Annotated in this window: 15 protein-coding genes; 7 read left to right on the top strand and 8 right to left on the bottom strand. The window is 54.8% G+C overall.

Annotated features, from left to right (window positions below):
* Genes IM294_RS14525 through IM294_RS14505 form a run of 5 tightly spaced genes read left to right on the top strand, consistent with a single transcriptional unit; the run spans position 1 to position 3693 of the window.
* Positions 1–225 (top strand): 2-hydroxymuconate tautomerase, encoded by a 225-nt coding sequence (locus IM294_RS14525; RefSeq protein ID WP_041911708.1) that lies wholly within the window; start codon positions 1–3, stop codon positions 223–225.
* Between the two features lie 3 nt (positions 226–228).
* Entirely contained in the window at positions 229–879 is a 651-nt protein-coding gene (locus IM294_RS14520; protein WP_059357167.1) for an HAD family phosphatase, read from the top strand.
* Positions 880–900: 21 nt separating this feature from the next.
* A complete protein-coding gene (locus tag IM294_RS14515; protein ID WP_028014972.1) occupies positions 901–2121 on the top strand; it encodes an MFS transporter in 1221 nt (406 codons plus the stop codon).
* The gene (locus IM294_RS14510; RefSeq protein WP_126818371.1) at positions 2108–2521 is read left to right on the top strand and encodes a carboxymuconolactone decarboxylase family protein; all 414 of its coding nucleotides are present in this window, start codon (positions 2108–2110) and stop codon (positions 2519–2521) included. The genes IM294_RS14515 and IM294_RS14510 overlap by 14 nt, the downstream gene beginning before the upstream one ends.
* Positions 2518–3693, top strand: a complete 1176-nt coding sequence (locus IM294_RS14505) for an acetyl-CoA C-acetyltransferase (protein ID WP_045260824.1) — start codon at positions 2518–2520, stop codon at positions 3691–3693. The genes IM294_RS14510 and IM294_RS14505 overlap by 4 nt, the downstream gene beginning before the upstream one ends.
* A 62-nt stretch (positions 3694–3755) precedes the next feature.
* Here the strand turns inward: IM294_RS14505 and IM294_RS14500 are convergent, their stop codons facing one another.
* Positions 3756–4754, bottom strand: a complete 999-nt coding sequence (locus IM294_RS14500; protein ID WP_047366712.1) for an aldo/keto reductase — start codon at positions 4752–4754, stop codon at positions 3756–3758.
* Between the two features lie 207 nt (positions 4755–4961).
* Between IM294_RS14500 and nepI the strand changes: the two genes are divergently transcribed.
* Entirely contained in the window at positions 4962–6152 is a 1191-nt protein-coding gene (nepI, locus tag IM294_RS14495; protein WP_049000261.1) for a purine ribonucleoside efflux pump NepI, read from the top strand.
* Positions 6153–6200: 48 nt separating this feature from the next.
* Here nepI and IM294_RS14490 read toward each other — a convergent pair whose 3' ends face one another.
* From IM294_RS14490 to IM294_RS14465, 6 genes are all read right to left on the bottom strand, one after another.
* Positions 6201–7106: an EamA family transporter gene (locus IM294_RS14490; RefSeq protein WP_028014977.1), complete on the bottom strand. Its 906-nt coding sequence runs from the start codon at positions 7104–7106 to the stop codon at positions 6201–6203.
* 147 nt (positions 7107–7253) lie between these two features.
* Positions 7254–8633, bottom strand: a complete 1380-nt coding sequence (locus IM294_RS14485; RefSeq protein ID WP_041911699.1) for a carbohydrate porin — start codon at positions 8631–8633, stop codon at positions 7254–7256.
* 138 nt (positions 8634–8771) lie between these two features.
* Positions 8772–9074 carry a PTS lactose/cellobiose transporter subunit IIA gene (locus IM294_RS14480; protein WP_028014979.1) on the bottom strand — a complete coding sequence of 101 codons (303 nt, stop codon included), beginning with the start codon at positions 9072–9074 and terminating at the stop codon, positions 8772–8774.
* A gap of 5 nt (positions 9075–9079) precedes the next feature.
* Complete coding sequence (locus tag IM294_RS14475; protein ID WP_126818372.1) at positions 9080–10456, bottom strand: glycoside hydrolase family 1 protein; 1377 nt, start codon at positions 10454–10456, stop codon at positions 9080–9082.
* Positions 10457–10473: 17 nt separating this feature from the next.
* Complete coding sequence (locus tag IM294_RS14470; RefSeq protein ID WP_059357164.1) at positions 10474–11799, bottom strand: PTS sugar transporter subunit IIC; 1326 nt, start codon at positions 11797–11799, stop codon at positions 10474–10476.
* 11 nt (positions 11800–11810) lie between these two features.
* Entirely contained in the window at positions 11811–12125 is a 315-nt protein-coding gene (locus IM294_RS14465) for a PTS sugar transporter subunit IIB (protein ID WP_014830072.1), read from the bottom strand.
* Positions 12126–12418: 293 nt separating this feature from the next.
* On the opposite strand from IM294_RS14465, the gene IM294_RS14460 reads away from it, so the two are divergent.
* Positions 12419–13369, top strand: coding sequence for a LacI family DNA-binding transcriptional regulator (locus IM294_RS14460; protein WP_126818373.1), 951 nt, complete (start codon positions 12419–12421; stop codon positions 13367–13369).
* 44 nt (positions 13370–13413) lie between these two features.
* On the opposite strand, the gene IM294_RS14455 is transcribed toward IM294_RS14460, so the two are convergent.
* Positions 13414–13710 (bottom strand): YicS family protein, encoded by a 297-nt coding sequence (locus IM294_RS14455; protein WP_028014983.1) that lies wholly within the window; start codon positions 13708–13710, stop codon positions 13414–13416.
* Positions 13711–13815 lie beyond the last annotated feature (105 nt).

Here is a 13815-nt window from a genome sequence, read left to right as displayed (position 1 = left end):
ATGCCATTTGTTCATGTTATGACCTGGCCTGCGAAAGATGAAAATCAAATCATCAGACTCCAGGAAGATATTACATTTGCCGTTCACAAAAACACGGGTGCGCCGCTGGATAAAATTTCCGTGGTGGTTTCTGAAATTGCGCCTTCTCGCTGGGCGGATGCAGGCGTGTCTGGTACGGATAGAGATTTTCCGGTTAAGAGTCGAAGAAAAAACTACGAGGAATAAAGTTTGCGTAAACATGCCGCTTTTTTTGATGTTGATGAAACGCTTATAAATATTAAAAGCATGTTTGATTTCTATGATTTCTGGTGCAGGGAAAATAATCAAAACGATCGTCTTCAACGCTATATGTCTCGTTTTCGCACCGACGTGAAAAACGGCGTGCCAAGGGAAGCCCTGAACAGAGATTATTATCGTCAGTTTAAAGGCGTGTCTTGTCGTTATCTGGAAGAAATGGGTGAGAAGTGGTTCAGGCGTAAGCTGGAAAGCGAGTTTTTTATTGAGAGTGCTGTTTCAGCCCTTAAAAAACATCAGAACCAGAACATGTATACCGTATTTATATCGGGCTCTATGCTTCCGATTCTTTCACCCATTGCAAAATATCTTGGAGTAACGGAAGTACTCTGTGCGCCGGTGATAATAAATGACGAAGGTGAGTTGACGGGTGAAATCGGCCTGCCTCAAACAATTGGAACAGGTAAAAAAGACGCGCTTATCGCCTTTTGCGATGATAAAGAGATTAACCCCGTGGATTGTTATGCTTACGGCGACGATCTTTCGGATATTCCAATGCTGGAAGCCACTGGCCATCCCGTCTGTGTGGGAGAGCATTCCGCGCTTACCAGATATGCAACTGAAAAAAATTGGCACATTATTTAAATCCATATTGAGGTAAGTAGTATGACTTCAGAACTCACTCCGCAGAATATGACGTTAAGGTCATGGCTTGCTTTATTCATTCTGGCAATTTCAACCTTTACTATTGTCACCACCGAACTGGCGCCAGTCGGATTATTAACGCCAATCGCAGAGGGGCTACAGTCTTCGGAATCTGCGGTGGGCATGACCGTGTCGCTTTATGCCTGGGTGGGGGCGTTGAGTGCGCTGTTTGCCTCCGTCTTTTTAGGGAATGTGGCCAAGAAGCGGCTTTTACTTGTGCTCACCGTGGTACTTCTGATCTCTAACGTTATGGCTGCGACGGTAAACGTCTATAGCATGCTGCTTAGCGCCCGCGTACTGGGAGCGCTCGCTCACGGCGCATTCTGGGCGATGATCGGCGCAACGGCGGTGGCTATGGTCCCTGCCAGATATATAGGGGCGGCGACGTCAATCGTATTTGGTGGTGTTTCCGCAGCAAGCGTTTTTGGCGTACCGGTATCCAACTATATTGGTATTCACTTCGGCTGGCGGCAGGCATTTTGGCTGATGGCCGCGCTGAGCGTAATTGCCTTTGTGGGTATTAGCGTTCTTGTTCCCAGGATTACCAGCAAAAGTGCGCTCGGGCTGGATGCGCTTAAAGGCGTGCTGAAATCGTCAACATTATGGAAAATTTACTCAGCAACCTTGCTGGCTGTGACGGCTCACTTTGCTGCCTTTACGTACATTGAGCCCTGGCTACACACGCAGAGTTTACTGTCCACCACCATTATTCCTGCTGTGCTTTTTGTTTACGGCATCGCGGGTCTGGCAGGTAATTTCCTGACCGGCGTGTTGATTGATAAGTATCTCAAGCTGACGGTCTCTTTGTCTGTACTGCTGATCTGTGCAGTGCTGCTGTTCCTGGGCCTGTCTGGTTCCTCGCTCTCTGCTGCGTTGATATTTACCAGTATGGTTGTCTGGGGTGTCGCCGTATCAGGAATATTTGTCGGTTTCCAGACGTGGGTTTTACGTATGGCAGAGGATAAAGCCTTCCCGGCCTCCGCAATCTACGTTTCATTTTTCAATACCGCCATTGGTATCGGTGCGTCAGTCGGTGCCTGGATGGTTTCATCATTTTCAATGCCGCTCCTGTATATCGTCGCCGGTACGGCCATCGGTCTGTCCGTTCTGCTTGTCGCGGTTATTCCGGCAACGTTGACCGCAAAACAATCCCGTATGGAGAAATCTTATGAGTCAAATTAATGACCGCACGCGCTATGGCAGAGAGATTATGGACCGTCTTGAAGCGGGGCTCGCGGATAAAGTCACCCGCCGCCTGAGCGAGCTGGACCCGGGGCTGCCCGCCCTGATTACCGACTATGCGTTCGGGGATGTGGTGGGTCGTCCGGGACTGGATCTCAAAACGCGCGAAATGTTGACCGTCGCCTCGCTTGTGACGCTGGGTAATGCCATGCCGCAGCTAGAACTGCATATGCGAGGCGCGCTCAATACCGGCGTGACGCCGGAAGAGCTGCTTGAAATTGTGATACAGATGGCGGTATATGCTGGCGTTCCCGCCTGCATGAATGGTCTTACTGCATACCGCGCGGCAATAGCCGCGACGGGCCATACTTTGCCAGGACTGAAGGGAAGTGACGCATGAGCGAGATTGTTATTATTGCAGCCCGCCGCACGGCGACGGGCGCATTTCAGGGCGCGCTTGCGGAGCATTCAGCCTCTGATCTGGGAAGCCGCGTCATTCAGGCGCTTTTGAAAGAATCTGGCGTAGAAGCCAGTGATATCTCTCAGGTCATTATGGGACAGGTTCTTACTGCGGGGTGCGGCCAGAACCCGGCCCGACAGTCGGCACTGAATGCTGGATTGCCCGTAGATACGCAATGTCTGACGGTAAACAAAGTGTGCGGGTCCGGGCTTAAGGCGGTCCATCTTGGCATGCAGGCGCTGCAGACGGGGGAGGCTGAGTTTGTTATCGCCGGTGGTCAGGAGAGTATGTCCAACGCGCCGCATATCGCCACGACGTCGCGTAGCGGAACGCGGCTGGGTGATATTACTCTCAAAGATAGCCTGGTTTCTGACGGGCTCTGGGATGCCTTCAACGATTATCACATGGGTATCACTGCAGAGAATGTTGCGACGGAGTTTGGTATCAGCCGCGAAATGCAGGATGAATATGCCCTTGTCTCTCACCACAATGCGCTTGAAGCGCAGGCGCGTGGCATTTTTGAGCGTGAAATTGTCCCGGTTGAATGGCAGACGCGAAAAGGTGAAACGATCAGCGTGGAGAGGGATGAAGGACCCCGTGCAACCAGTATCGAAAAATTGACGAAACTGAAGCCTGTTTTCCGAAAAGAGGGGACGGTGACGGCGGGAAATGCTTCATCGTTGAATGACGGTGCCGCGGCGGTCCTGCTTTGTACGCGTGAGACTGCCGAAGCACGTGGCTTGCCGGTTCTGGCATCGCTGGGCGTATTTTCCAATTCCGGTATCCAGCCGGCATTAATGGGTGCAGCCCCGATTCAGGCCATTGCCGACTGTCTTTCCCGCTCGGGATGGAAGCCTGAGGATGTGGATCATCTCGAATCCAACGAAGCGTTTGCCGCCCAGGCGCTGGCCGTGATTCAGCAGGCCGGGATTTCCCCGGATCGTATCAATCCATACGGCGGGGCAATCGCGCTTGGGCATGCGATAGGTGCATCCGGCTGCCGAATTTTGGTGACGCTGGTTCATTCCCTGATCCGTAATGATGCCAGGCGTGGCGTTGCCGCACTGTGCGTTGGCGGCGGGGAAGGCGTCGCGTTGAGCGTTTATCGCTAACGGCGTATCTGTGGATATAAAAAAACCGGGGAAACCCGGTTTTTTATTTTCAAGATGCTGTATCAGGCATTCACGCCCTTCATACCCTCGGCAGAATAACGATCGCCTTTAATCGCTACCCGGCGATGAAGGTTGTTCAACGATTCGATATCGCTCTTCTCAAGCACAATATCGGCAGCGCGCGCGTTCTCGGCCAGATAGCTGACGTGCTTAGTACCCGGAATGGGAACCAGCCGATCGTATTGTGCTAACAGCCAGGCAAGCGCAATCTGACCTGCGGTACAGCCGTATTTTGTCGCCAGCGGGGTAATGATATCGAGCAACTGGCGATTATGATCGAGGCTGGACTGAACAAATCGTTCGTTATTCTTGCGGAAATCACCTTCTGCAAAATCGTTGTTGTTCAGGTATTTTCCCGTCAGGAAGCCTCTGCCAAGAGGTGAGTAGGGCACCAGGCCGATACCTAGCGCTTTCACGACCGGCAAAATGTTTTCCTCGATGTCTCGTGTCCACAGAGAATATTCTGTTTGCAATGCGGTGACCGGATGCACCGCATGCGCCCGTTGCAGCGTTGAAGCCGACACTTCGCAAAGGCCGATGTGGTTGATCTTGCCCTCTTTAACAAGGGTGCGCAGACAATCCATACTCTCTTCGATCGGGGTTGCGTTACTCACTCTGTGAAGATAAAAGAGGTCGATTCGCTCCACGCCAAGCCGCTTAAGGGATTCGTTACAGCAGCGGATGATATAGTCCGGCGTATTGTTGATGGTGCGGGCGTAGGACTCGTCAGGAGAGCGATCGATGCCGCACTTCGTGGCGATTTTGAACTGGTCGCGAGTGTTTTTATCCAGCCCGGCAAGAAAGTGACCGATTAGCCTTTCATTATGGCCACGGCCATATAAATTTGCGGTATCAATAAACGTCACGTTCAGATCGATGAGGTTATGCAATACCTGCAGTGAGCCTTTGTCATCAGTCTGGCCATAAAATTCACTCAGACCCATGGCACCGTAGCCGACGGCACTGACGGTAAGATTTTGAGATAAAGTACGTGTTTTCATAGTTTCTCCTTTTCAGACGCTATGATTGTTTCACCTCAATTGTGGTTACTGAATTTTCATTTTCGTTATGCTGAAAAGGTATCAGTCACCGCCGATCTGCCTTCCGAATCATTAAAAACGGCAAAAGTTGTCAAATCGTTAAATCCGTCACACTTTTGATGATAAACTGCGCGACTTTTCCGCACGTTTTTATCTTCAGGTGACGCCATGACAGAACATATCCAGCCCACAACCAGACCGCAGACCAAAGAGGTGTCGCGCCCCAACTGGTCGGCGGTTTTCTCCGTGGCGTTCTGCGTCGCCTGCCTGATTACCGTTGAGTTTCTGCCGGTGAGCCTGCTGACGCCGATGGCGCAGGATCTGGGCATTTCCGAAGGCGTGGCGGGGCAGTCCGTTACCGTCACCGCCTTTGTGGCGATGTTCGCCAGCCTGTTTATCACTCAGGTGATTGGCGCGATTGATCGCCGCAAAGTGGTCATTCTGTTCAGCGTGCTGCTGACGCTCTCCTGCCTGCTGGTCTCTTTCGCGGAAAGCTTCACCCTGCTGCTGCTCGGTCGCGCCTGTTTGGGGCTGGGATTAGGCGGCTTCTGGGCGATGTCGGCCTCGCTGACCATGCGCCTGGTGCCCGCGCGCACCGTGCCAAAAGCGCTGTCCGTTATCTTCGGCGCGGTCTCTATTGCGCTGGTGATTGCCGCGCCGCTGGGCAGCTTCCTTGGTGGGATTATCGGCTGGCGTAACGTCTTTAACGCGGCGGCAGTGATGGGTGTGCTCTGCATTATCTGGGTGTGGAAGGCGCTGCCGTCCCTGCCGGGCGAAGCGGCGCACCACAAACAGAACATGTTCGCGCTGCTCAAGCGTCCGGGCGTGCTGGCGGGGATGACCGCCATCTTTATGGCCTTTGCCGGGCAGTTTGCCTTTTTCACCTACATCCGTCCGGTGTTTATGACCATGGCGGGCTTTGACGTGGACGGCCTGACGCTGGTGCTGCTGAGCTTCGGTATCGCCAGCTTTATCGGCACGTCGCTGTCGTCCCAGTTCCTGAAGCGCTCCCTGAAGGTGGCGCTGGCGGGGGCGCCGTTGCTGCTGGCGGTGAGTGCCACGGTGCTGATTCTGTGGGGTAGCGACAAATGGGTTGCCTCGGCGATTGCGATTATCTGGGGCTTTGCCTTTGCGCTGGTACCGGTGGGCTGGTCGACGTGGATCACCCGAACGCTTGCCGATCAGGCGGAAAAAGCCGGGTCGATTCAGGTGGCGGTGATCCAGCTGGCGAACACCTGCGGTGCGGCCATTGGCGGCGTGGCGCTCGACCATCTGGGGCTGACGTCACCGCTGGTGATTTCCGGCACGCTGATGCTGCTGACCGCGCTGCTGGTGGCGGGAAAGGTTAAGGCGAAGTAGTGTTTTTCTCCCTCTCCCGTGGGAGAGGGTTGGGGTGAGGGCATCAGGCTACGCCGATGCCTTAACCCTTCTACGCGAATCCATCGAAATCAGCACCACCGACGACACGATCAGCAGCGTCCCCAGCCAGTCCGGCAGCGTAAACGCCACGCCAAGCAACACCACCGACAGCAGCGCGCTGCTCAGCGGCTCGGCGCAGCTCAGAATGCTCGCCTTCGGCCCGCCAATCATCTGCGCGCCCTTCAGGTACAGGCTGAACGTCAGCGCCGTGCCGATCACCACCAGGTAGAAAAATGCCAGCAGCAGGCCGCCGTCAATCACGAAAGTGGTGCCGCGCCCGGCGTAGAACGGCGTCAGCATTAACCCGGCAATCAACATGCTCCAGCCGACAATCGGCAGCGTGCCGTAGCGGGCAATCAGCGCTGACGGATAGGTTGTGTAAAACGCGGCGGCAAACGCCGAGGCGATGCCGAAGAACAGCGCGGCAGGGGAGATGGAGAGCGAGGTTGGGTCGCCGTGGGTCACCAGCAGGAAGGTGCCGATCAACGACGTAAAAATCGCTGACAGGACAAACACGCCGGGACGCGTTTTCCGCGCCAGGGCGAACCACGCCACAATGATGGTCGGCGACAGAAACTGGAGCACGGTCGCCGTAGCGGCGTTGGATTTTTCAATCGTCAGCAGGAAGGTGAGCTGCACGGTGAGCGCGCCGACCAGCGAGAAAAACAGCAGACTGAGGGCGTCTTTACGATGCTTGATGATCGAGAAAATCTTGTCGCCGTGAACGAAGGAGAGCGTCAGCAGGATCACGCCGGTAAACAGCAGGCGAACCATGGTCAGGTAAGGCGAAGAAATGTGGCTTTTCTCCATGATGTACTGCGCGCAAACTCCGGAACTGCCCCATAAAACGGCGGCGATCAGGACGTTCAGCATCCCTTTACGTGTGGAACCCATTTTCTCCCCTGCTATGTTGTCGTTAATTGGCCAACAGCATAGCATGGTTGTGTGCGGCCTGATGCCCTCACCCCGGCCCTCTCCCACGAGGAGAGGGGGAAAACCGTAGGCCGGGTAAGCGTAGCGTCACCCGGCATGTTGTTGACCTTAGAACCACGCCTCCCACATCGCGCCGACGTTGAAGTCGTCGAGCGTCTCGTCTTTGGTATTGTTCACGCGCGCGGTGCGTTCATTATCCACCTTGCCGCCGGTGACGTAGAAGCGCAGCATCGGACGGAACTCCGGCCCCATGGCGATAGACATGTTCTGCGACAGGGTCAGCTTCCAGCCCTTGTTGTCGCCGCCGTTATCGTAGTCAACGTGCTGCCAGCCTGCTTCCAGCCAGGTGGAGTGAACGTCGTTCCACCAGTGCATCGGGCGCACGATGGCGTTGTAGTTCTTGCGGTTATCGGTCTTATCGCGGCTGTTGTCGTAGTCGTGGAAGGCGAGGATGTACTCCACCTGCGTGGCCTGAGTGAATTTATACAGCCCTTCGAAGCTGGCGTAGACCGTGGTCAGATCTTCGGTTTTGTTGAACACGCTGTTGTCCGCGTTATCGGAGTAGCGGGCGATCACCTTGTTCACGCCGCTGTCGTTGGTGTGGCTCAGCACCACGCCGCCCTGCCAGGCGTTCAGGCGTTCGTCGCTTTCAACCGCTTTCGAATCAAAGCCGTAGTTGGCGTACAGCTCCATGTCGATCGGGCCGAGCTTCATGCCGTGGATTTTGGAGGTCGCGGCGTAGTTGCCCTTGTCGCCCGTGCCGGAACCGCCGGTACAGGTGATGCGCGACGGGTTCGCTTCGTCTTCCATCACTTCCGGGCTACAGGATTCCACCGCCGCCACGGCAGCCACGTCAAACTGCACGCCGCCGATGTCGAAGTTCTTCACGCCCGCGCCCTGGCCGTCGTGGTTCATCCAGAAGTAATCGTTGATGCCCTGCTGCGGACGCTGGTGGAAGTCACGACCAGCCCAGAAGTAGGCATTTGGGTTGGAGGCCATAATGTTGGTCACCCCCGCGTAGGCTTTTTTCAGGTTAACCTCGTCGCCCCAGTGGTCGATCATCACGTTGATGTCCCAGATGGCGCCGTTGTCCCCTTTGAAGGCCTTGGAGAGCTGGAATTCCCCGCCGTTACCTTCGTTACCCAGACGACCAATCGCGGACGCGCCGTTGTAGGAGCCGTCCACCGCCACGTATTTCTGATCGGCGGCCTGGAAGTGCGCGCCGTAGCGGGCGTAGCCGGTAAATTTAATGCCGAACGGTATCGCCATATCCGGGGATTGCGCCGCGCTTTGCGGCTCGGTCACCACGTCCGCTTTTTTCGCAACCGCCGCATCCATCTTGGCCTGACGCTCGGCCAGAGCTTTATCTACCGCTTTCGCCACAATGGCGTCGATTTGCTCCTGGGTAAATTCTTGTGCGAGTACGGAAATTGGGCAAAGCGCGGCGATAACCGCCATGGTTAATGGAAGTTTTTTAATCGTATTCATGGTTATCTCAATATAGTTTAATTTTATTCAGACAATAACCATCCCGCTCCGATCTGACAGAGTATGTCGCTATCATCAGAACAAGTGGATCTCTATTTAGGGTACAGAGGTATTACATTAACTTTATTTCGCCATAGACTATCTCTGATATAAATGAATAATTTCTTCAGACAGTTCACGCGCTAATAAGGAATTCATTAAATGATCCTGCGCGTGCACCATGATTAACGTCATCGGCTGGCGGCCTTCGCCTGCATCCTGCTCGATCAGTTTGGTCTGCATCTTGTGCGCCTGGCGCGCGTAGCCGTCGGCTTCGTGCAGCAGGCTTTTGGCCTCGTCAAAGTTGCCCTGACGCGCTGCGTGCAGCGCTTCAAAGCACAGGCTGCGGGACTGTCCGGCGTTGACGATAATTTCCATTACGGCTTCTTCTAGTGCGATCATCATTATTACTCTTTTTCAAAACTATTATTTAAGGCGGTGGCGGCAAACCACTCTCCGCTTTTCTTAATGGTGCGCTGCTGCGTCTCTAAATCGAGCTGGATAAATCCGTAGCGATTTTTATAGGCATTACACCACGACCAGTTATCAATAAATGTCCACATATGGTAGCCAAGGCAATTGCACCCTTCGCTAATCCCTTTATACAGCCACGTTAAATGCTCAGAAATAAACTCGATGCGGTATTGATCGTTAATCTGGCCATTTTCAATAAAGCGCTGTTCATTTTCGACGCCCATGCCGTTTTCAGAAATAAAGCAGCGAGGGTTGCCGTAATTGTCGCGCAGGTTAACCAGAATATCGTAAATACCCGGCTCGTAGATTTCCCAGCCGCGGTACGGATTCATCTTGCGGCCCGGCATCTCGTAGTTATCAAAGAACCACTCCGGCATAAACGGCGCCTGCGGGTTCACCGCGCTGTCGCGACACTTCACGCGACGCGGCTGATAGTAGTTCACGCCGAGCAGGTCGATTTTCCCTTCCGCAATCAGGAAGCCGTCTTCCGGCTTGCAGGCGGGCAACTGATCGTAGGATTTCAGCAACGCCACCAGGTCGGCCGGATACTCCCCGCGCAGTACCGGGTCAAGGAAGCTGCGGTTAAACATCAGGTCCGCGATGTGCGCCGCCTTCACGTCCGCCGGGTTCTGCGAGCGCGGGTAGGACGGCGTCAGGTTCAGCACGATGCCGATCTCACCCGCGTAATGTCCGGCGCGGTAAGCCTGAACGGCCTTCGCGTGGGCCAGCACGGTGTGATACGCCACGGTGGCGGCCCGGCGGAAATCCACCACGTTGGGATAGTGGAAGTCATACAGATAACCGCCTTCCACCGGCACGATCGGCTCGTTGAAGGTAAACCAGTGCAGCACGCGGTCGCCGAACAGCTCGAAGCAGATCTGCGCATAGCGGGCGTAAGCGTCCACCACGTCACGGTTTTCCCAGCCGCCGATCTCCTGCATCGCCATCGGCATGTCGAAATGGAACAGGGTGATAAACGGCGTGATGCCCTGTTCATTTAGCTCATCAATGACCTGATTGTAAAAATCGACCGCTTCCGGGTTCACTTCACCGATACCGTCGGGGATCAGGCGCGCCCAGCTAATCGAGGTACGAAAGCTGTTGTGGTTCAGCTGCTTTAACAGCTGAATATCCGTTTTCCAGTTTTGATAAAACGTGGAGGTCTGCTGCAGCCCCACGCCGTTGTGAAAACGGTTCGGCTCGCGGGCAAACCAGTAATCCCATGTGGTTTCCCCCTCTCTTGCCCCTTCGGTCTGGAGAGCGGAGCTTGCGCTGCCCCACCAGAAGTTATCGGGAAATGCGTATTTCATGTCCTTTCCTCTTTGACTTAATTGCTTGCGGCTTCAGCGGTACCGACGGTTGCCTGGGCTTTCTGCTCTTCGTTTTTCATCAGCGTACGCTCATAGGCGCGCAGGAACGGCAGATACATCAGCGCGGACATCACCATACAGACCAGGCACATTATCACCGGACTGAGCGCCCAGTTTGCCGCCCATGAGGCACCAATCGGCGCGGGGGTGGTCCACGGGGTTAATGACACCACCTGAGCCAGCCAGCCGAGCTTCGTTGCGCCGTACGCCAGGCAGGCATTGACCAGCGGAACAAACACGAACGGGATAAACAGCATCGGGTTCATGATGATCGGCGCGCCGAACAGAATCGGCTCATTGATGTTAAAGAAGCTCGGCACAATGCCCATTTTGCCGATGGTACGCAGGTGCGTGGCGCGGCTGCGCAGCAGCAGGAACGCCAGCGGCAGCGTGGAGCCTACGCCGCCAATCAGCAGGTAGTGATCCCAGAAGCCCTGCAGGTAAACGTGCGGCAGCGCCGCGCCTGCGGCGAGCGCCGCCTGGTTTGCGGAGAGGTTCGCCATCCAGAACGGGTTCATGATGCCGGTGACAATCAGCGAGCCGTGAATACCGGCAAACCAGAAGATCTGGCACAGCAGCACGGAGAGCAGTATCGCGGGCAGGGAGTCGGATGCGGATACCAGCGGCTCCAGCAGGTGCATGATCGCCTGCGGGATGATCATTCCGGTCTGCGCTTCAATGAACAGGTTCAGCGGGTGCAGCGTACCGATCACCACCATCACCGGGATCAGGATCTCAAACGAACGCGCCACGCCGGTGGGCACTTCCTTCGGCAGGCGGATGGTCACGTTGTTCTGCTTCAGCCACGCATAGACGCGGGTGGCGTAAATCGCGGTGATAAGCGCGGTAAAGATGCCCTGACCGGAGAGATACTGGGTCGAGATTTTACCGTCGGCATACGGCGCGGCGACCAGCAGGAAGGCCATAAAGGCCAGCAGGCCGGACATCACCGGGTCGAGGTTAAACTGACGCCCCAGGCTCGCCCCAATCCCCACCGAAATGAAGAAGGTCATCACGCCCATGCTGAGGTTAAACGGCAGCATCAGCTGTTCGCGGTAGGTCTGGGAGAAATCCAGCCAGCCGCGGGCAAAGCTGTTGGTGGTATCCGCCGAGAACGGTGGGAAGATGAACACCAGCATAAACGAGCCGATGATCATGAACGGTAGCGCGGCGGTAAAGCCGTCGCGAATGGCAATCACATACTTTTGCTGACCCAGCTTTGCGGCCAGCGGGGTAATTGACTTCTCAATCACCGCGACCATGGATTGATATAACGAACTCATGTGAACACCTTTTAGTGTGCCGCTTCGATGAGCGACAGAGCATAGTCCAGTACTTTATCGCCACGTTGCATGCCGTAGTCCATCATATCGATGGGCTGCACCGGAATGCCTTTCGTAGCCGCCTTGTCTGAGAGTGTCTGTAACATGTATTTCACTTGCGGTCCGAGAAGTACCACCTGGTATTGCGGAAACTGCGTATCAAATTCGGAAACACCGTACGCATCAATCTTCACCGGCAAACCACGTTCTTTCGCGACATCGACCATTTTGCTGACCAGCAGGCTGGTGGACATCCCGGCAGAGCAACACAGCATAATCTTGAACATCGACAACCATCCTCTAAATGTAAATAGTTATTGCGAGGATGATTGGACATGATACGGAAACCGGTTTCCATTTATAAAAAGCAGAACTGTGATAACCATCAAGATCCAATGCTTATGAGGCTAATTAACCGGATGTGGGTCACATAATTTGGCTGTTTTGACATCATTTTGAGTGGAAACGGAAAATCGGTTTCCATGAAAAACGGAAACGGATATACTCCGTTCTGGCTATAATGTGAGCCGTAGCGGTTATGGAATTTGCAGGCGCGAGGTTAGCCTGCCAGGGGAAAGAGATGTCGACAATCAATGATGTATCACGTCTGGCCGGGGTGTCTAAAGCCACGGTATCGCGAGTGTTGAGTGGGTCACGTGGCGTTAAGGAAGCCAGCCGTCAGGCCGTGCTGAAGGCGGTGGATGAGCTGAACTACCGTCCCAACGTGATTGCCCAGTCGCTGCTGAGCCAGTCGACGGGCTGCATTGGGGTGATTTGCGCGCAGGAAAACATTAACCAGACCACCGGGTATCTTTACGCGCTGGAAAAACAGCTCAGCCAGCACCAAAAACACCTGCTGCTGCGCTTCGCCCATAGCAAAGCGGAAGTGATGAATGCTCTTGAAGAACTCTCCTGCGGCCTGTGTGACGACATTCTGGTGATTGGCGCCCGTTTCCCGCTGGACGTGGATATGGAAAACGTCATTCTGGTGGACTGCATGGAGGCCGATAACGCCAACAGCATTCAGTTCGATCACGCCTTTGCCGCCGAAACCGCCTGTAACTATCTGACCAGCCAGGGGCGTCGCCAGATTGCGCTGATCCACCCGCACGGCAGCGGGTTTGCCGACCAGGTGCTGCTTGGCTATAAGCACGCGCTGGAGAAAAATTTCCTGCCCTTTAATCGCAACCTCGTCTTTATGGACGCGACCTCCTCGTCCGTTGCGCTTCAGGAATTACTCAACAACGCGTCCACGCTGAACTTCAACGCGTTACTGGTGGCGGACGAGCAGGAAGCCCAGCGGGTGATCCCGCAGCTGCAGGCGTTTAATAAATCCGTACCGGACGACATTATGGTCTTTAGCCTGGCCGGATCGCTGCACCTGCCGGGTATTCCGGTGATCCCGGCGATTGAATATTCCATGGATGCCATGGCGGCGCGTATCGTAAGCTGGCTGACGGAGAAAACGCAGATGCTCGGGTCCTATGTTCTGCGCGGGGATCTCATCATTCCGGACGTGCGGAAGCGTTAAAACATTTTCCAGGCCGGGTAAGCGCAGCGCCACCCGGCGAGAACTCAATAATCTTCCAGACAATCCACCTGACCAACCGCAGCCCAGTAGGCGTCCAGGTTGTCGCGCTTCACGGCGGTGATGGCGTTTTTGATCAGCAGCTGATTGGCCTCGGACGACAAAATCATCTCCTGCCAGGCCTTATCGCTCTGCTTTTTCTGTGGCGTACAGGTTTTCTTAATATCTTTCAGGACCTGTTGCTTAATCTGCGCCTCTTTCGCCGGATCGTCCTTTTCCTGAGCATGGACAAACGCGGCGAAGAGCAGACAAACCAGCAGGCAGACCAGGTGCGCAGCTTTCATCAACAACCCCCTTTAGACGTCACAGGCTTCCCATGAAATATATCGTTACATTCAGTGTAGCGATTCCAGTCGAAAGTATGATTTTCTCTTTTCTGCGCATGAGAA

It is taken from the genome of Enterobacter cloacae complex sp. P43RS (assembly GCF_014930585.1).
GTDB classification, from domain to species: Bacteria; Pseudomonadota; Gammaproteobacteria; order Enterobacterales; family Enterobacteriaceae; genus Enterobacter; species Enterobacter bugandensis.
This window is presented reverse-complemented; position numbering and strand designations above follow the sequence as displayed.

Coding starts and splice junctions, on each gene's coding strand:
- IM294_RS14465 (WP_014830072.1), bottom strand. CDS start 12,125: ATGTTCAAGATTATGCTGTGTTGCTCTGCCGGGATGTCCACCAGCCTG.
- IM294_RS14455 (WP_028014983.1), bottom strand. CDS start 13,710: ATGAAAGCTGCGCACCTGGTCTGCCTGCTGGTTTGTCTGCTCTTCGCC.
- IM294_RS14490 (WP_028014977.1), bottom strand. CDS start 7,106: ATGGGTTCCACACGTAAAGGGATGCTGAACGTCCTGATCGCCGCCGTT.
- IM294_RS14525 (WP_041911708.1), top strand. CDS start 1: ATGCCATTTGTTCATGTTATGACCTGGCCTGCGAAAGATGAAAATCAA.
- IM294_RS14475 (WP_126818372.1), bottom strand. CDS start 10,456: ATGAAATACGCATTTCCCGATAACTTCTGGTGGGGCAGCGCAAGCTCC.
- nepI (WP_049000261.1), top strand. CDS start 4,962: ATGACAGAACATATCCAGCCCACAACCAGACCGCAGACCAAAGAGGTG.
- IM294_RS14510 (WP_126818371.1), top strand. CDS start 2,108: ATGAGTCAAATTAATGACCGCACGCGCTATGGCAGAGAGATTATGGAC.
- IM294_RS14505 (WP_045260824.1), top strand. CDS start 2,518: ATGAGCGAGATTGTTATTATTGCAGCCCGCCGCACGGCGACGGGCGCA.
- IM294_RS14485 (WP_041911699.1), bottom strand. CDS start 8,633: ATGAATACGATTAAAAAACTTCCATTAACCATGGCGGTTATCGCCGCG.
- IM294_RS14460 (WP_126818373.1), top strand. CDS start 12,419: ATGTCGACAATCAATGATGTATCACGTCTGGCCGGGGTGTCTAAAGCC.
- IM294_RS14470 (WP_059357164.1), bottom strand. CDS start 11,799: ATGAGTTCGTTATATCAATCCATGGTCGCGGTGATTGAGAAGTCAATT.
- IM294_RS14500 (WP_047366712.1), bottom strand. CDS start 4,754: ATGAAAACACGTACTTTATCTCAAAATCTTACCGTCAGTGCCGTCGGC.
- IM294_RS14480 (WP_028014979.1), bottom strand. CDS start 9,074: ATGATCGCACTAGAAGAAGCCGTAATGGAAATTATCGTCAACGCCGGA.
- IM294_RS14515 (WP_028014972.1), top strand. CDS start 901: ATGACTTCAGAACTCACTCCGCAGAATATGACGTTAAGGTCATGGCTT.